The sequence below is a fragment of the Ferrovibrio xuzhouensis genome (assembly GCF_042648965.1).
In the GTDB taxonomy this organism is placed as follows: domain Bacteria; phylum Pseudomonadota; class Alphaproteobacteria; order Ferrovibrionales; family Ferrovibrionaceae; genus Ferrovibrio; species Ferrovibrio xuzhouensis.
This window is the reverse complement of sequence record NZ_JBHRYJ010000007.1, coordinates 61,663-78,975: the sequence shown is the minus strand read 5'-3', so window position 1 is coordinate 78,975 and position 17,313 is coordinate 61,663. Positions and strand designations below refer to the sequence as shown.

19 protein-coding genes are annotated in these 17,313 nt (G+C 63.6%); 18 read left to right on the top strand and 1 reads right to left on the bottom strand.

The features are described from left to right. Positions 1 to 76: 76 nt before the first annotated feature. The 11 genes from ACFOOQ_RS21385 (at position 77) to ACFOOQ_RS21335 (ending at position 11,144) form a co-directional block, all read left to right on the top strand. Positions 77 to 4,384 (top strand): strawberry notch-like NTP hydrolase domain-containing protein, encoded by a 4,308-nt coding sequence (locus tag ACFOOQ_RS21385; protein ID WP_449265831.1) that lies wholly within the window; start codon positions 77 to 79, stop codon positions 4,382 to 4,384. Beyond that, complete coding sequence (locus tag ACFOOQ_RS21380; RefSeq protein ID WP_379729733.1) at positions 4,384 to 5,421, top strand: DUF7146 domain-containing protein; 1,038 nt, start codon at positions 4,384 to 4,386, stop codon at positions 5,419 to 5,421. Before ACFOOQ_RS21385 ends, ACFOOQ_RS21380 begins: the two co-directional genes overlap by 1 nt. A gap of 311 nt (positions 5,422 to 5,732) precedes the next feature. Then, the gene (locus ACFOOQ_RS21375) at positions 5,733 to 6,659 is read left to right on the top strand and encodes a DUF2493 domain-containing protein (protein ID WP_120218164.1); all 927 of its coding nucleotides are present in this window, start codon (positions 5,733 to 5,735) and stop codon (positions 6,657 to 6,659) included. An 86-nt stretch (positions 6,660 to 6,745) separates the two neighbouring features. After that, on the top strand, positions 6,746 to 7,000 hold the full coding sequence (locus ACFOOQ_RS21370) for a FitA-like ribbon-helix-helix domain-containing protein (RefSeq protein WP_120216228.1): 255 nt from the start codon (positions 6,746 to 6,748) through the stop codon (positions 6,998 to 7,000). After that, entirely contained in the window at positions 6,997 to 7,419 is a 423-nt protein-coding gene (locus tag ACFOOQ_RS21365; RefSeq protein WP_120216229.1) for a type II toxin-antitoxin system VapC family toxin, read from the top strand. Before ACFOOQ_RS21370 ends, ACFOOQ_RS21365 begins: the two co-directional genes overlap by 4 nt. Positions 7,420 to 7,702: 283 nt before the next feature. After that, on the top strand, positions 7,703 to 8,443 hold the full coding sequence (locus ACFOOQ_RS23305; protein WP_449265830.1) for a hypothetical protein: 741 nt from the start codon (positions 7,703 to 7,705) through the stop codon (positions 8,441 to 8,443). Positions 8,444 to 9,014: 571 nt separating this feature from the next. Beyond that, positions 9,015 to 9,341: a DUF736 domain-containing protein gene (locus ACFOOQ_RS21355; protein WP_113480781.1), complete on the top strand. Its 327-nt coding sequence runs from the start codon at positions 9,015 to 9,017 to the stop codon at positions 9,339 to 9,341. 290 nt (positions 9,342 to 9,631) lie between these two features. Next, positions 9,632 to 9,892: a helix-turn-helix transcriptional regulator gene (locus ACFOOQ_RS21350; protein WP_120216231.1), complete on the top strand. Its 261-nt coding sequence runs from the start codon at positions 9,632 to 9,634 to the stop codon at positions 9,890 to 9,892. A gap of 102 nt (positions 9,893 to 9,994) precedes the next feature. Then, on the top strand, positions 9,995 to 10,258 hold the full coding sequence (locus ACFOOQ_RS21345) for a DNA -binding domain-containing protein (protein ID WP_120216232.1): 264 nt from the start codon (positions 9,995 to 9,997) through the stop codon (positions 10,256 to 10,258). Between the two features lie 105 nt (positions 10,259 to 10,363). Further along, positions 10,364 to 10,705, top strand: coding sequence for a transcriptional regulator domain-containing protein (locus tag ACFOOQ_RS21340; RefSeq protein WP_379729732.1), 342 nt, complete (start codon positions 10,364 to 10,366; stop codon positions 10,703 to 10,705). Further along, the gene (locus ACFOOQ_RS21335) at positions 10,617 to 11,144 is read left to right on the top strand and encodes a DUF2285 domain-containing protein (RefSeq protein WP_197715663.1); all 528 of its coding nucleotides are present in this window, start codon (positions 10,617 to 10,619) and stop codon (positions 11,142 to 11,144) included. Before ACFOOQ_RS21340 ends, ACFOOQ_RS21335 begins: the two co-directional genes overlap by 89 nt. A 245-nt stretch (positions 11,145 to 11,389) precedes the next feature. Here the strand turns inward: ACFOOQ_RS21335 and ACFOOQ_RS21330 are convergent, their stop codons facing one another. Then, positions 11,390 to 12,370 (bottom strand): hypothetical protein, encoded by a 981-nt coding sequence (locus ACFOOQ_RS21330; protein WP_379729731.1) that lies wholly within the window; start codon positions 12,368 to 12,370, stop codon positions 11,390 to 11,392. 273 nt (positions 12,371 to 12,643) lie between these two features. Between ACFOOQ_RS21330 and ACFOOQ_RS21325 the strand changes: the two genes are divergently transcribed. The 7 genes from ACFOOQ_RS21325 (at position 12,644) to ACFOOQ_RS21295 (ending at position 17,307) form a co-directional block, all read left to right on the top strand. Continuing rightward, positions 12,644 to 13,318: a hypothetical protein gene (locus ACFOOQ_RS21325; RefSeq protein ID WP_379729730.1), complete on the top strand. Its 675-nt coding sequence runs from the start codon at positions 12,644 to 12,646 to the stop codon at positions 13,316 to 13,318. A gap of 570 nt (positions 13,319 to 13,888) precedes the next feature. Further along, positions 13,889 to 14,170 carry a helix-turn-helix transcriptional regulator gene (locus ACFOOQ_RS21320; protein ID WP_113480787.1) on the top strand — a complete coding sequence of 94 codons (282 nt, stop codon included), beginning with the start codon at positions 13,889 to 13,891 and terminating at the stop codon, positions 14,168 to 14,170. 18 nt (positions 14,171 to 14,188) lie between these two features. Continuing rightward, the gene (locus ACFOOQ_RS21315; protein ID WP_379729728.1) at positions 14,189 to 15,349 is read left to right on the top strand and encodes a replication initiator protein A; all 1,161 of its coding nucleotides are present in this window, start codon (positions 14,189 to 14,191) and stop codon (positions 15,347 to 15,349) included. Further along, positions 15,346 to 15,999 carry a ParA family partition ATPase gene (parA, locus tag ACFOOQ_RS21310; RefSeq protein WP_120216236.1) on the top strand — a complete coding sequence of 218 codons (654 nt, stop codon included), beginning with the start codon at positions 15,346 to 15,348 and terminating at the stop codon, positions 15,997 to 15,999. The genes ACFOOQ_RS21315 and parA overlap by 4 nt, the downstream gene beginning before the upstream one ends. Beyond that, on the top strand, positions 15,996 to 16,247 hold the full coding sequence (locus ACFOOQ_RS21305; protein WP_379729727.1) for a hypothetical protein: 252 nt from the start codon (positions 15,996 to 15,998) through the stop codon (positions 16,245 to 16,247). Before parA ends, ACFOOQ_RS21305 begins: the two co-directional genes overlap by 4 nt. Beyond that, entirely contained in the window at positions 16,244 to 16,765 is a 522-nt protein-coding gene (locus tag ACFOOQ_RS21300) for a DUF2840 domain-containing protein (protein WP_449265829.1), read from the top strand. The genes ACFOOQ_RS21305 and ACFOOQ_RS21300 overlap by 4 nt, the downstream gene beginning before the upstream one ends. Then, a complete protein-coding gene (locus ACFOOQ_RS21295; protein WP_120216238.1) occupies positions 16,762 to 17,307 on the top strand; it encodes a S26 family signal peptidase in 546 nt (181 codons plus the stop codon). The genes ACFOOQ_RS21300 and ACFOOQ_RS21295 overlap by 4 nt, the downstream gene beginning before the upstream one ends. The last annotated feature ends 6 nt before the right edge of the window (positions 17,308 to 17,313 follow it).

Sequence of the window (17,313 nt, the reverse complement as noted above, 5' to 3'; positions counted from 1 at the left end):
GACGGGTTGAGTCCGGGCAGTCGAGAGAGAGCGCCGTTCGGACCCTCCCGTTCCTGCTCTCCCGAGATTCCAACCCATGAACATCATGTCACCCGTCGCCGTTCCGGCTGCGCCGATCGTCCGTGCGTCCGCCATCATCGCCGCCGCCCATCGGCTTCTCGCCTTGCTCGAACGTGGACAGCGGGTCGACAGCGCCAGTCTCCGCACGGCTATGGAGACCGCCTCCGAGGCTTCCGACGCGACTGGCGTCTGGGACTGGAAGACGGCCTATGAAGCCTGCGAATGCGCGACCGTACTGTTCCTCCGCAAATACGGACGTGCGCTTTTCCGTAAAGCCGACACTCCGGTTGCACGGCTTTCCGCCCTGTCGAAAATCACCGGCCTCCTGCCGACGCACACCCGTCGCTCCGAGGAAAGCCAGGCGCTACAGCAATTCTCGACGCCGGTCCCGCTCGGTCTCGCAGCCATTGCCGCCGCCGCGATCACGCCGCGCGACATCGTGCTGGAGCCTTCGGCCGGCACGGGCCTTCTCGCCATCCTTGCCGAGATCATCGGCGGCTCGCTGCTCCTCAACGAGCTGGCGGAAACCCGTACCGATCTGCTTTCCGCTCTCTTCCCGGCCCTTGCCGTAACGCGCGTCGACGCCGCCCAGATCGACGATCACCTCCCGGCGAGCGCCATTCCCTCCGTCGTCCTGATGAATCCGCCGTTCTCGGTGATGGCGAATGTCTCCGGCCGCGTGGCCGACGCCGCCTATCGTCATGTCGCCTCGGCCCTGGCGCGGCTCGCCGAGGGTGGGCGTCTTGTCGCGATCACCGGCGCGAACTTCGGTCCCGAGCAACCCGCATGGCGCGACGCCTTCATGCGGCTTCAGGAGCGCGGCCGCGTCGTGTTCACCGCGGCGATCGACGGCTCGGTCTTTGCCAAGCACGGCACGACCATCGAGACGCGGCTCACCGTCATCGACAAGCTGCCCGCCGAAGATCCGGCCCTGTTCCCGGGATCCGCTGGTATCGCACCCGACGTCGCCACGCTGCTCGCCTGGATCGAGGCGCAGGTTCCACCGCGCCTGCCGGTCACACTGCCCGAATCCGCGCAGCCCCTGTTCGGCTCAGCGCTCCGCACCGTGCGCGGCTATCTCGCGCGCACTACCACCGCACGCCCGGCCGCGCCGTCGTCCATCGACCCGGATGGCGTCGAACTCGCCTATGACACCGTGGACTGGACGCCGCCCGAGGGGGCACACCTCACAGATGCGATCTATGAAGAATACGGATTGCAGTCGATCCGCATTTCCGGCTCTCAGGCGCATCCCACCAAGCTCGTGCAATCGGCGGCCATGGCGAGCATCGCGCCGCCCAAGCCCGCCTATCGGCCGATGCTACCGACGGGCATCACCGATCTGCTGTCGGACGCCCAGCTCGAAACCGTCATCTATGCCGGCGAGGCCCATTCGGACTTTCTCGCCGGATCATGGACGGTCGATGCGACCTTCGATCTCGTCCAGGCCGCTCCGACCGACGCCGAGAAGAGCGTGCGTTTCCGGCGTGGCTTCATGCTCGGCGACGGCACCGGAGCGGGCAAAGGCCGCCAGTCTGCCGGCATCATCCTCGACAACTGGCTGCGCGGTCGCCGTAAGGCCGTCTGGATCTCCAAATCCGACAAGCTGATCGAGGACGCGCAACGCGACTGGTCCGCGCTCGGCATGGAACGCCTGCTGGTCACGCCGCTGTCGCGCTTTGCCCAGGGCAAGCCAATCACGCTGTCGGAAGGCGTCCTATTTGCAACCTACGCCACGCTGCGCTCCGACTACCGCGGCGAGAAGGTTTCGCGCGTCCGCCAGATCGTCGATTGGTTGGGCTCCGATTTCGACGGAGTGATCATTTTCGACGAGAGCCACGCCATGGCCAATGCCGCTGGCGGCAAGGGAGAACGCGGCGATGTCGCCGCTTCGCAGCAGGGACGCGCGGGTCTCCGGCTCCAGCACGCCCTGCCGAACGCACGCGTCGTCTATGTCTCCGCCACCGGCGCGACCACCGTTCACAATCTCGCCTATGCCCAGCGTCTCGGCCTGTGGGGCGGCGAGGATTTCCCCTTCGCCACCCGCGCCGAATTCGTCGAAGCCATCGAGGACGGCGGTGTTGCTGCCATGGAGGTGCTCGCCCGCGACCTTCGCTCGCTCGGCCTCTATACCGCGCGGTCGCTCTCTTATGATGGCGTCGAATATGAGCTGGTCGAGCACGCGCTGACCGACGAGCAACGCGGCATCTATGACGCCTATGCCGGGGCCTTCGCCGTCATCCATAACCATCTCGATGCCGCGATGCAGGCCGCCAACATCACCGGCGACGACGGCACGCTGAACCGGCAGGCCAAATCCGCCGCGCGCTCGGCCTTCGAATCCGCCAAGCAGCGCTTCTTCGGCCATCTGCTTACGTCGATGAAGACCCCGACGCTTATCCGCTCCATCAACCGCGATTTTGAGGATGGACACGTCGCCGTCGTGCAGATCGTCTCGACCGGCGAAGCGCTGATGGAACGCCGGCTGGCCGAGATCCCGACCGAGGAATGGAACGACGTTCGCGTCGACATTACGCCGCGCGAATATGTTCTGGACTATCTGGCCCACTCCTTTCCGGTCCAGCTCTACGAGCCGTTCACCGATGGCGAAGGCAATCTGTCCTCCCGCCCGGTCTATCGCGACGGCCAGCCCGTCGAGAGCCGCGAAGCCGTCGCGCGCCGTGACGAGCTGATCGAACGTCTCGCATCGCTCCCACCAGTCCCCGGCGCGCTCGACCAGATCGTGCAGCGCTTCGGCACCGATATAGTGGCCGAGGTGACGGGGCGCTCCCGGCGCATCGTCCGCAAGGGTGAGCGTCTGGCCGTGGAAAACCGGGCGCCATCGGCGAACCTCACCGAAACCGCCGCCTTCATGGACGACCTGAAACGCATCCTCGTGTTCAGCGAAGCGGGCGGCACAGGCCGCAGCTATCACGCAGAGCTGTCGGCGAAGAACCAACGCCTGCGGGTGCATTATCTGCTCGAGCCGGGATGGAAGGCCGATGCCGCCATTCAGGGCCTCGGTCGCACCAACCGCACCAACCAGGCACAGCCGCCGCTCTTCCGTCCTATCGCCACGAACGTCAAAGCCGAAAAGCGCTTCCTGTCCACGATCGCGCGCCGGCTCGATACGCTAGGCGCGATCACGCGCGGCCAGCGCCAGACCGGCGGCCAAGGCCTGTTCCGGCCCGAGGACAATCTGGAATCGAGCTACGCCCGCGCCGCGCTGCGCCAGCTCTATCTTCTGATCGTGCGCGGCAAGGTCGGTGGCTGCTCGCTGGGGCGTTTCGAGGCCGCGACTGGCCTGAAGCTGATGGACGCGGGCGGCATCAAGGACGAGTTGCCTCCGATCACCACGTTCCTGAACCGCCTCCTGGCGCTGACCATCGAGCTTCAGGGCATCCTCTTCACCGCGTTCGAGCAACTGCTCGACGCCAAGGTGGCCGGGGCCATCGCCAGCGGCGTCTATGACGTCGGCTTGGAAACGCTGACGGCGGAGAGCTTCGTCGTCACCGAGCGCACCACCATCTACACCCACCCGGCGACGTCTGCGCAAACGCGGTTGCTCGCCATAAGCGAGCGTCGCCGGAACCGGCCGACCACACTCGATACGGCGCTCGGTTGGCTCGACGATCCGCAGGCACGGCTGCTCGTCAACGCGCGTTCGGGACGAGCTGCTGTCCAGGTGCCAGCGCCATCCATCATGCTCGACGATGGCGAGATCGAACGCCGCGTCCGGCTGATCCGACCCATGGAACAACATCACGCAACCATCGCCATGATGGACGACAGCCATTGGCAGGAGGCGGATCGCGACACGTTCGCGTCCATCTGGCTGCGCGAAGTCGCCGAGGTGCCAGCTTACACCGAGGGCATGATCCACATGGTCAGCGGTTTGCTCCTGCCCGTGTGGAAGCGTCTGCCGAACGAGTCGACGCGGGTCTATCGGCTCCAGACCGACGATGGCGAGCGCATCATCGGGCGGCGGGTTTCGCCTGCCTGGGCCGCGAACGCCGCCTCTACCGGCACGAGCAATCTCACCAGCAACGAGGCTTACGCCGCTCTGGTGGACGGCCGCACCATCCTCGACCTTGCCGACGGGCTCCAGCTTCGTCGTGCACGCGTCATGGGCGCGAACCGGGTCGAATTGTCGGGCTTCACCGAGGCCATGCGGCATCGCCTGCGCGCCTATGGCCTCTTCAGCGAGATCATCTCATGGAAGCTGCGCTTCTTCGTTCCGGTCGACACCTCCGGTCCCGCCATCCTCGGCAAGCTGCTCGACACCTATCCAGTCGAGCGGATCAGCGAGCGCGAGGCAGCGTGATGGCACGGCAGAACGCTTCCGATTTGGCTCACCGTCTCGCCCATCAGGCCGAGGCGGTCTGCCGTCACTATCTCTCGAACGGCCAGCGCCAGGGCAATTATTGGCAGGTTGGCGACGTCCGCAACACCAAGGGCCGCTCAATGTTCGTCCGGCTCAAGGACAGCCCGAAGGGCCGCGCTGGGAAATGGACGGACGCCGCGACCGGGGAACATGGCGATCTTCTCGACGTGATCCGTGAATCGCTCGGCCTCATCGACTTCGCCGACGTAGCCGACGAGGCCCGCATCTTCCTCAGTCTGCCGCATACTAAGCCTGAGCCCGCAGCACCACGCCAAGGTGTTGCTCCAGCACCATCGGGATCGGCCGAAGCAGCACGGCGGCTATTTGCCATGTCGCAGTCCATCGCCGGCACCGTCGTAGAGACGTATTTGCGCCGACGCGGCATTACGCTTCTGCACGGAACCGGAAACCTGCGTTTCCACCCGCGCTGCTACTACAAGCCCGATGATGGCCCGACCGAGACGTGGCCCGCCATGATCGCCGCCGTCACCGACCTTACCGGCAAGATCACCGGCGCGCACCGCACCTGGCTCGCGCCAGACGGCTCGGACAAAGCCCCGATCGATACGCCGCGCAAGGCGATGGGCGATCTACTTGGGGCTGCCGTCCGCATCGGTGTGCCCGGCAGCGTGATGGCGGCAGGTGAAGGTGTCGAGACCATGCTGTCGCTCCGGCAAGTCCTGCCCGACATGGCGATGGCGCCGGCGCTCTCGGCGGCACATCTGGCCGCCATCCTGTTCCCGCCGAATTTGCGGCGGCTCTATATCGTCAGCGATGACGATCCGGCTGGTGACGGCGCGCGGGACATGCTGATCGAACGGGCGAAGGCTGAGGGAATCGAGGCCATTCCATTGTCGCCGGCATTCGGGGACTTCAACGAGGATCTGAGGCGGCTCGGCACCAATGCGCTCCGCGCAGGCGTTCGGGTGCAACTCGCCCCGGAGGACGTGGCGCGCTTCATGAGCCTGGCAGCGTAACCGGAAAGGGCTGAAGGGCGGCGCGCTGTCGCCATTCCCGCAAGGATGCGTCAGCTACGGCAAGAGGACCGCGCCTCGGCCTTCGAGAGGGCGATCGGCCGTCGGCCGGGCCGGATCTGCAATGGCTGCGGCCGACGATTTTCCGGCGGCGCATGCCGCGCCTTTCCATCGCGAAACAAAATCGCCGGCCTTCGCCATCCTCCGCTGGCGCTTCGGCCCTCTCGCTGCGCTCGGGGTGCAGGTCCGTCCCGTCCGACAGCTTCGTCGCCATGAAGGCCGCGACGGTCGCGGTCCAACCGATGGAGCATCCCATGAGCGAGCATGACGACTACGAGCCGCACCATGAATCATCCCCAACCGACCACCTGATCCAGGAATTGCAGCTTCACGGCTACCGCCCCTCCGAAGACGAACTCGACCAGCGCCCGCCACCGGAAGACCGCATCGTCGAAGGCGCCGTCGCCGACATCTTCGACGCCCTGGTCGCCACGATCACCGACACCAGCCTCGCTTACGACCTCCCCGATCTACTCTGGTCGACCGTCAATATGTTCCACCGTGCCGTGGACCGGATCGAACGGAATCTCGACGACAACGAACAGGCGCAAAAGCAGCTTCAGCGTGAACAGGATGGCTCGGAGGTGAAGTCCCTCCAGCTCGAGCGCCTGCTCGACATCGGCATGAACCTGATCGACCGGCGCGACGGCATGGAAACCTTCCGCGAAGCCGCTGCCGAACGCTACCGCATCGCCACCGGCTCACCCTGGTCACAGCGAGCCGGATCACGGGTCAACCATCGCCACCTCACCGCGGCGCTCATCGACAGTCGGGATTTCCTCGCCGCCAAGCGGCGCGCGGATACCGAGGTGCTCGTGCCCGCCGGCCCGAAGATCGCCTTTTCGGGTGGAGACACCGCCGACCACAAGCATATCTGGGCCAAGCTCGATCAGATTCACGCCAAGCATCCGGACATGGTGCTGCTGCACGGCGGCTCGCCGAAAGGCTCCGAAATGATCGCCTCCCGTTGGGCCGACAGCCGCAAGGTGCCGCAGGTTGCCTTCAAGCCAGATTGGACGAAGCATGCCAAGGCCGCACCGTTCAAACGCAACGACCAGATGCTCAGCGTCGTGCCGATCGGGGTCGTGATCTTCCCCGGCACGGGTATTCAGGACAATCTGGCCGACAAAGCCCGCAAGATGGGTATCCCGGTCTATCGGTTCGGCTCGGGCGGCGCATAAGCGCCGCCTAAACCCGCCAACTTGCACAATGATGGCACTTTCACTATATTGCTATCATTGCTATCAATCCCGAAGGAGGCGCTATCATGCCCGCAGTCACGATCCGGAACCTGCCCGACGCGACGCACCGCGCCCTCAAGGTGCGGGCGGCGCAGCACGGCCGCAGCGCGGAGGCCGAAATGCGCGACATCCTCGAGACGGCTGTCCGCCCCGATACGCGCCTCCGGCTCGGCAGCGCTCTCGCGGAACGTAGCCGCCGCCTCGGGCTGACCAATGAGGATGTCGATGCGCTCGGCCAAGCGCGCGACAAGACGCCGACCAAGCCGATGAGCTTCGAATGATCCTCCTCGACACCAACTTCGTGTCCGAGGCGATGAAGCCCGCACCCGACGATACCGTGCGCGTTTGGCTCGACGAACAGGCGGCGGAAACGCTCTATCTCTCCAGCGTCACGATCGCGGAGTTGATGTTCAAGATCGGTGCGCTTCCTGACGGCAAGCGCAAGGAAAAGCTCGCCGACGCTCTGGACGGCGTAATGGAGCTGTTCGCGGATCGCGTCCTGCCGTTCGACGTCGGTGCTGCTCGACATTATGCCGAGCTTGCCGTCAAAGCTCGCGCGGCTGGGAAGGGATTTCCTACACCCGACGGCTACATCGCAGCGATCGCGGCCTCCAAGGGCTTTGCCGTCGCCACACGCGACACCACCGCATTCGATGCCGCCGGCGTTGAGGTCATCGACCCCTGGAGAGCAGAGCGCTGACGACCTGCCACAGGCAACGCGGGTTGGGCCGGGCAAACCGGCAGAAACGGCCCTCGCGGCAAACAGACAACACGGCCTCCTGACCGGACGACCACCCCCGCTGCAAGACGCTGATCCTTGGGTCCAGCCGATGGCCTGACGCCATCAACCCGTAAAGGGTCGGACTACGCATGCGCGTGCCGCCGCTGCGGCTTCGCCTCACGCGGTGATTGCGGCCGTCGGCCGGACTCTTCGGGCGCCTGTCAGCGGGGGATGGACCTCCGCTCAAGCAGGAGCCAGGTCGATGTCCTTCCAAACCGCTCACGCCTTCGCCTTCAGCCTCGCCACCACCCTGATGGCCGCCATCGTCATCTTCCGCGCCGGCGACGGCACGCTCTCAGTCACACCATTGGCCGAGTACGATGGCGACGAAGCCGCCATCGTCAGCGAAATCGACCCTTTCGCCTCATGCGGCGAACAGGATCGCACACACGGCGGACGCTGCGCGTTTCGCTCCCGCGGCCACACGATTTCTGCTAATCTCGCTGTCGCGCCATGGTGGTGGTGGAGGCGCATCCGTCTGACATTGTTCGGAGACACCACCATGATCTTCATCAGTATTCTGCTCAGCATCGCCGCCATCGGCTTCCTCTGCTGGCTCCTCTTCACGCTTGCGGTGTTCGCGCTCCCATTCTTTGCGGGCGTGACCGTTGGCATGTGGGCCTATGGCACCGGCGCGGGATGGCTCGGCGCTATCCTTGTCGGATTTGTCACCGCCGGTTTGACTTTCGGCCTCGGCCAGATCCTGCTCGTCACGGTGCGCCCGACCTGGGCGCGTCTGCTCGTCGCTGCCGCGTTCGTCGCCCCGGCCGTGGTCGCAGGTTTCCATGCCACCCACGGCATCGTGAAGCACACCATGCCGTCGGAGACATGGCAGCTCGCGTTTTCGGTCATCGGAGCCGTCGCGGTCGGCATCGCCGCTTTCGCGCGCCTCACCAAAATGGCGGCACCCGGCCCATCGGCCGGGCAAATGTCCCAGGCCTAACCCCACATCATCCGTCCCGCGGACGAGAGCGCAAATTGCATCGCCGTCCGGATCATCGGGTTGCCCCGGTACGGAGCGGGGATATGGAGCACCGGCTGTGCCCTCTGGTCTCGGCAAGTTGGAGCGCGTGGGGGGACGGCAACTGAGTTGCGGCCGAGAGATTCCCGGTGTCGAGGCATCCCGTCAGGGCCGGCGGGACAGGGAAATGAGCCCCTTGGCCTGGTTAAGGGCATCGTCCGCCTGTGATTGCCGGTCAGGTCTCTGTGCCAGGTATGATGGTCGCCACTGTCTCCGTCATCCATCCTCCCAGTGCCCGCTCCAAAACGGCCTCTTCAATGGCCTGATCTGACCGAAGGACGGCTTCGCCTCGAGCGCCTATGCCACAACGGCTGGTCTCGACTTTCTTCCCCTGACGGCAGAGCCGCCATTCCTCGCGAAACAACAAAGCCGCGCCTGCGCCATCCTCCGCTGCGCTGCGGTCGCAAGCGATGTGTCGGCGCTCGCCTCCGGCCGGTCGATCGCCATCGAGGCCGCAATGGCGCGGGCTCGAAACGGAAAACGGAGACTTATCATGGCGACCATCGGCACCTTCAAGAAGACCGGCTCGAACGAGTTCACCGGCGAAATCGTCACCCTCAACCTCCAGTCCAAGGGCGTCCGCATCGTCCCCGACCTGCGTGCCAGCGGCGAGAACGCCCCCAGCCATCGGATCCTGGTAGGCCGCGCCGAAATCGGCGCCGCCTGGTCCAAGCGCTCCAACGAGGGCCGCGACTATCTGGGCCTCAAGCTCGACGATCCGAGCTTCACCGCTCCGATCTACGCCAACCTCTTCGATGACGAAGACGGCGAGGGTTACTCGCTGATCTGGTCCCGCCCCAACGGTCGCCGCGGCGACTGAGGCGGCGAAACAAGGCCCCGGCCGGACGGCCGGGGCCGCCTTCCCAGGTATTGGTGCCTGCCCCCATAGTCCCGACACGACCGAAGGCGCACTACCCGGTTTTACTACGAAATCGACCAGCCGAATCTTGGGCGCACCAACAACTTCAGATCGATCCGGCGAATCAGCCTGTTCGAACTGGCGTGACACAGACCTCCAGCAAGGTCTTTAGGCTGGCGGAAAAGGGCAAGGACGACTAAAATAGCCGTAGTTCTGGAACTCGCGTCGGTTGCGATGGGAGGTGATCATGCATGATCACCGCCCGACAATCCCGGGCCGCACGCGCGCTACTGGGTTGGACGCAGGAGACGCTCGCTGACAAGGCCCGCCTATCGCTGACAGCACTCAAACGCCTCGAATCCGAAAGCGGGCTCGATGTGTACGAGACGACACGCGATCAAGCACGCAGGGCGTTGGAAGCCGCTGGCATCGTTTTCCTGTCGACCGACCGAGGGCAAGGAGTGCTGCTGGTCGATGATCGCGGAAACAGGCCAAACAGATCTACTGGTTAACGCTGACCTGTGGATAGCAAAGCCTGCTGGCGCTCAAAGTGCCTCCGCTTCGGACCAAACATGGTTAAGTGACAGACGTCGTGTATCCACCGAGTCTTCACCATGATCGAACCGTTCGAGGAAATCGCGCCGTCCGGGCAGGAGCTCACCGACTACGACAAATCGCATGCCAAACTCTACATGCGTTTGCTGGATGCGGCCGCTGACGGCGCCCATTGGGAGGAAGCTGTACAAGTGCTGTTCGGCCTCGATCCCGCTCACGAGCCGGAACGCTGCCGACGCCTCCATGACAGCCATCTGACACGCGCCCGCTGGATGACTCACACCGGTTATCGACACCTTCTTCGTCGGGCCGACGGCGGATAGGTTCGTAAACCGCGTGATGCCCTTTCGACATCACGCGATGCCATCCCTCAAACTTCCAACACCCCCTCGGTGCAGCAAAAAATATGCGCCCGACTTACGCGGACCATGCGGGGAGTTGATACGATGAGGCCCGATACATCAGACTGGCGAAACGACCGCTGCTACGATTTCTTCGATACACTGCCGATCGAAGGCCTCGCGTGGGAATGCCTTCGCAGACACATTCCCTATCAGAAACAATACGCCAGCCTGGTCGATGCCAGCGCCGAAACCTTGCCGCTGCCTCGCGAAGTGCAGCAGCATTGGGGGTTACGATTTCGCAGCAAGGCCAGGTCTTTCCGCAGCGGAGCAGCAGGTGATGTGGTCGCCATCAGTCGACCCAGCCATCATCTTCCTGACGCGCCGGCCAGGCTTTCTGCCCTCCGTCCAGACCGCACTCGCGGATAGGTACGCCGCGGAGCGTAACGGTCCCGAAGGATCATACACCAATCTTCCCGATTGCGGCCTCCAGGTCCTTTTTCTTCCCGACACATCCCCGAACGATCAACTCGCAGCAGTCATTCCGATTGATGACGATCTCCTTGATCGCATCGACGCAATCGCACGGTTTTCGCGTGCCTGGCTCAAACGTCCGTTGTCGCGTGACACCCGCATGACCGTCGATCAGCGTCGCCGCTTTCGATTGAGGCTGCGCGCCGCCGATGGTCGTATGAACGGCGCCACCTATCGCGAGATCGCCATTGCTATCTACGGCGCGGCGCGCGTTGATAGCGAACCTTGGAAGACATCGTCGCTGCGTGACGCCGCCATCGCCTTTGTCGAAGCCGGAATTGCGCTCATCGACGGCGGCTATCTGCGGCTGCTCCGACATCGCCGCCGTAGCTGACAGCCGGCAGGTATGCATGTTGCACATCTTTGACGGCAGGCTGACTGGTTTCCGCATCTCTGGAAGGGCGTCAAAAGGCGAATTGTGAGTGGATATCCGTCAGGCGCCTTCTGGAGCGGGGAACGCGAAAGCCGTTCTTCGCCAATGCCGCTTCGCGAATGACAGCTCACGCCAGAACACCCGCCATTCGCGGATTAAAAAGCTGCCCTGCGGCTCTGCGCCCCATTGCCGTGTCAGTTCGAGGTTCAGCCACACTTTGCTTCGGCACGGTCTGCAAGGTCGGTGACGACGTCGATTACGTCCAGAAGACGGACATAGACGTACTCCAAGAACAACCGCATTTCGGTGAGTTCGAGATTTTTGGAAGTCGTATAAAAGCTCGTCGGAGTCGCGTGGAGCAGGCGCGAGGTATACCGGTATATGTACTGATACTCCGGTTCCATACCGACGGCCTTCGCGGAATCGAACCAATTCCACTTCGATACGCCGCCAGCCTCGTCGATAAGCGACTGACTAAAACGATCGACGAAGTCCAGGCGTACCTGTCGCTTGGTCTCGAGATTCGCCTGAGCTGCTATCACCGCCTTCTTCCTGATCAGATGAGCTTGGAATCCATAGCCGTTGACCTTGGCGTCGGCCGCGTAGGCGATAAAATGCCGCCGAGCCTCGAAATCGATTACGTCCATCCGAGCCTTCTCAGCGTTGCGGACGATTTCAGCCGTCAGGTTCTCGCCATGCTCTTCTTGGAGCGCCATCATTCCCGGTATCGGATCGTCGCGCTCCGCGATGACGTCGAGGAACTGAGCTTCGGCTTCTAGGTGGGCGATATGTTGCGAGGTGTGATCCTCTCCGTCCTTCAGCGAAAGAATAAGAAAACGAAGAGATTTCAGGGGCGTCGCCTGGATAGTCCTGAGCCATACTAGCAACTCGAAGACGTACCGAGTCAGAGAGATGACACCGAGCGTTTCCAAGACAACGACGTTGTTCGCCACTAGGATCTGACAGCGACCAAGGGCTTCCGCTCCAATTTCGCAGGGCAATAGCGTCTCTGCCCGCTCCCGTCCTTCTAGGGTGGTGATCTGCGGTTCGGCCATGATCGCCCTGACCCGCTGCGTCAGTTCCGCGATGGTCGGTGCGAGATCCTGAATCTCAGCGGCGATCGTTGCCACCCTGCTTTCGGCGTTTTCCATCACTTCTCCAGATTCCGCTGCGGCTGCTTCCGTCATGCCAGCGCAATCGTGAGGGGCCGCAATCTTGCCTTGCTATTAGAAACCGCCAGTCGCCTCCCGCTCGTCGGAGCCTACCCGCTGGGAATCCCCAATCGGACTCTTTCGTTCCGGTCAATCTAGCGGGGCCTTGGCACAAGAATTAGGCTGTTAACGCATAAAGCCGAAACGAAATCGCTCCTCTGATGCACGGCCATATGCGCAGTAGGGAATCGACGAATATTCGAACGAACCCTAAACGGGATCGACTGGATACCAAACACGGGAAACATCATGGATGCGTACGCCGACAAACCGATCATCCGCGACATGCGCGTGCGTCAGGGAGAAACCATCAAGCTACCGAATGATGGGCCTACCATGCAGGAGATCACGTGCGACGACATAGCCAGATTGGCACTGGCCATGCATGATCACAGCTATTTCTTCTCACTTTGCCGAGGTCTTAGCATAAGATTCAGCCGGGACTTGAACGGCAGCGGGACGCAGGGCCTCTACATCACAAAGAAAAGCGACGAGACGAATCCTCCACATCTGATTCAAGTCTTTTTCGACTACACCTACGAGAAGGATGGCGAGTTCCTCTACGAAGCCGACCTCATTATGGATAAAGGCAAGGACTACGAGCCTACTGTAAACAGGGGCAAGCACCGGTTCGTGGCCAACTCGGCCGCCATCCAGATCGACTGGAACAGTGACGAAACCCAGCAGTGGCGATCGGATATCGAACGCCTTTCGAGGTCGCCCGACACTCTGAGCGGCTGGATAGAAGACGACTTGGAGATGCTAGTAAGATGCGGCTCCGGATACTTCTGTCGTAAGCCCGCGATCCTCACCAAAAATGACCTTAAACGGTACGTCGCAGCGGGATTGAGCCTGGAAGGCCTAAAGACTCGGCTCAAGTGCACGAAATGCGGCAAGCGCGGAGCCCGCGTCACGGTGTTCTGATGCCATATCTTGGCTGAGTTGGCCATTCAGATTTCGGGGAGGCCCAGCAAACACACGTTTCTAACCATCAGCGTGTAGATCGGCGCAACCTAGCTTTGTCTGGAATGACCGCTCTCTGTTGAATCTGCCGTTCGGCAAAATTTCTTTCGATGGCGGTTTTGTCCCAGCCCCGGTCAGTTGCATCAAATTGTGGTCGCCCGGGGAATGCCCGCCTCCAAGCACACGAAAAATTCAATTGAACGGCGAGAAGTGGCGCTCTGCCGCCGAGAGGGTTGCACGGCGAACGACCGGTTTCAGGATTAGCAGAGCTGCTCCCGAAGTGCGTGCATTGGCCGTTCCGGTGACCACTGACAATACCGGAGCCTCCAACGCCGGGCCATTTTTGTCCGGTCGGCTATCCCGGCGGTGACCAACATGCGTGCCGCTGACACCTAGCCGTCAGAATGGCAGGGGTGGGAAATTTAGCCACCCCAAGCTCCCCATCCCTCCCGCCGACGGTTCTCCGCCACCGTGGTCGTTGTCAGCCGCTGATCGCCAGCGGCCCCCAGCAACCCCACGGAGGCCCGCACCATGCGACCCGATATCGCCGCGATCCCGCCACGCTACCTGCGGACCAAGGAAGCCGCCGAGTTTCTCAGCCTGTCCGCCCGCACGCTCGAAAAGCATCGCACCTACGGGACCGGCCCCGCGTACCGCAAACTCGGCGGACGTGTCGTCTATTCGGTCGACGATCTCGAAACCTGGGCAGCACGCGGTGCTGTTACCTCGACCTCCGATCCGCGCGGCTCCGTTCTGCCTGCGAAGCGTCAGGCGCTACCGACCGGTCAGATCGCCGGCCGATACGCACGCTGATCGCGGTCGGCCCCTTTCATGGTGGTGCAGCGTCGCGGCCCTTCGGAGCGTGGGCAACTCGATCTGTTTCGCGCGCTGCCTGGCGACTTCGCGCCACGAGATGCGCAGGATCTCATGGCCTATCCCTTCTTCTCCCTCTCCAAATCGCACCGTATCGCGCCGATCGACTTCGCCGCAGGCGGCATCTCGATCCGCGTCGAGGCAGTTCCCGATCATGGCATGGCCACGATCTGGGATGCCGACATCCTGATCTGGGCCGCCAGCCAGATCGTCGAAGCTCGCGATACAGGTCTGCGCACCTCTCGTCTCATGGCGGCGACGCCATACGAAATCCTCACCTATGTCGGACGCGGCACGTCCGTGCGCGATTATCAGCGCCTCAAAGCCGCATTGGACCGCCTGCAATCGACAACAATCTCGACCTCGATCCGTCAGCCTGCCGAGGGACGGCGACACCGCTTCTCGTGGATCAACGAATGGCAGGAACGCACCGACCGATACGGGCGGCCAGACGGCATTGAGCTGATCGTCCCCGACTGGTTCTACAAAGCCGTTCTCGACGACGCGCTCATCCTCACCATCGATCCGGCCTATTTCCAACTCACCGGCGGTCTCGACCGCTGGCTCTACCGCATCGTGCGCAAGCATGGCGGCCGCCAGCGCGACGGCTGGCGTTTCGAGCTGCGCCATCTCCACCTCAAATCCGGTAGCCTGTCCCCGTTCAAACGCTTCGCGTTCGAGCTGCGCGACATCGTGCGGCGTCAGCCGCTGCCCGGCTACGTCCTGTCGCTCGAGGTGGAGATCGGCGGTCGCACGCTTCTCGCCTTCGAGCCGCAGGCGGCCTGTGGAAAACCTGTGGATGGCCTCGTGCTATCGGGAACCAGGACTATCGTGCCATCGGGAACCCGATGCTCGTGCTATCAGGAACCCAAATCGGGCCTAAGCTCCAGAAATCACGGTCAAAATTGCGCCCCTAACTTAGAGTCTAACCAAGAATCTAACTCTGAAGAACGCGCGCGCAATGTGGAAAACCTCATTCGCGCCGCCGCGAGGAACCTCCGCGCCACCGGCAAAGCACCCGCTCTCGGCGCTTCTTCGGCCCAGGCAGGCCGGAAGGGAAGCGAGCCGCTCGCCACCGATCAGCTTCCGCTCTGTGCCCGGCCTGGAGGTGCGCGATGATCGTGGCGTTCCTCAATCAGAAAGGCGGCGTCGGTAAGACGACGTTGGCGCTCAACCTCGCCGGTGAACTCGCCGAACGCGGCAAGCGTGTCACCCTGATCGACGCGGACCCGCAGGGCTCGGCACTCGACTGGTCTGAGCAGCGCAGCCGTGAGGGCCTGCCGCGCCTCTTCGGTGTCATCGGCCTGGCGCGCGACACGCTCCACCGCGAAGCGCCCGAACTGGCCCGAGACGTCGATCACGTTGTCATAGACGGACCACCGCGCGTCGCCGGGCTCATGCGCTCCGCGTTGCTCGCCGCCGATCTCGTGCTGATCCCCGTGCAGCCATCGCCGCTCGACGGCTGGGCGTCGGCTGAGATGCTGGCACTGCTTTCGGAAGCGCGCATCTATCGCCCCGAGCTTGCCGCCCGCTTCGTCCTCAATCGCTGCGGCGCGCGTACCATCCTTGCGCGGGAGACGGCCGAGACCCTGGCCGATCACGACCCGCCGCTTCTTGCCGCCACCATCGGCCAGCGCATCGTCTTCGCCGCTGCGGCGCAGACCGGTCGCTTGGCCTTCGAACTCGACGACGCGACATCGGCCGCCCGCGAAATCGCGGCACTCGCCGACGAACTCCTCCGTCTTCGTCTCGACGGGAGCGCACCATGAACGATCGATCCCCCCGTCGCGGTTTCGCCTCGCGGCCGGCCGATGCCGATCAATGGATCAAGGCCGCTGAAAGCACGCCGCGCGCACCCGACGCCACAAGGTTCACCGCCAGACTCACCATCGACGTGACGCCCGAGTTGCGCGGCCGGATCAAGATCACCGCCTTCGGCCGCGGCGTCACCGTCGCCGACATGCTGCGCGAACTCCTCGCGCGCGAATTCTCACCGACCCAAGGAGACCCCTCGTGACCAGCGTCGCGCCCCTCCGCGAGCGCCGCGGCACGATGCCGTCAGCGCTCTCCCACGACGACATGACCGATGTCGAACTGACGTGGATCGAAAAGAAGATCGAATACTGGATCAGGTTCGGCCACGAGGCGCACGAGCAGGTCCTCGACCGCCGCCGGCGTGTCGTTTCCTTCCGGCCCAACACCGTCTTTGCCTTCGTGCGATGGGCAGGCAACGACTTCGGCACCATCATCTCGCGCATCGACATCGTGCGCGCAGTCGAACCGGGTGAGCCGCACCAGACGCTGCCCTTCGTGCGGCCGGGCGGCGAGATACTGCTCAAGATCGAGGGCTGGCCAAAGGTCGAAGACGTGCTGCGCCATGTCGACGCCATTGAAGCCATCGGCATCGATGCGGACGCCGTTTCGCCGGACCACTGGCGGCACGTCCATAACCAGATGGCGGTCGGACATCAGCCCCGCGCCTATACGCCAGAACAGCACCGCGCCTTCCTCCTACGCGGGAAGGTCCAACCGTGACGCGCCCCGGCCTCTTCCTCGTCACGGCGCTCGCCACGATGGGCGTCGGCTATCCGGCGCTCACGCCGATGCCGATCAAGCTCATGTGGAACGCATCAGCCAGCGCGCCGATCGGCTTCTACACGATCGACTTCGACGGGCCGTTCGAAGCCACCGATCTCGTCGCTGTCGATGTTCCCGAGCCACTCGCGACCTTTCTCGCGACACGCGGCTATCTGCCCAAGGGCGTGCCGCTCCTCAAGCGCGTCCTCGGCACCTCCGGGCAGACAGTTTGCCGCTCGAACCTCACCATCACCATCGATGGCATCGAGGTCGGCGCGGCGCTGGAGCAGGATCGCATCGGACGCGATCTGCCTGTCTGGCAGGGCTGCCGCCGCATCCACTCCGGCGAAGTCTTCCTCATGAACTGGGAGGTCCGCGACAGTCTCGACGGTCGCTACTTCGGCCAGACCTCCACTGACCAGATCATCGGCCGCGCGGTCCCGCTTTGGACCGACGAAGAAGGAAACGGCCGCTTCGAATGGCGCGCGCCGACGCGGTGAGCGCGC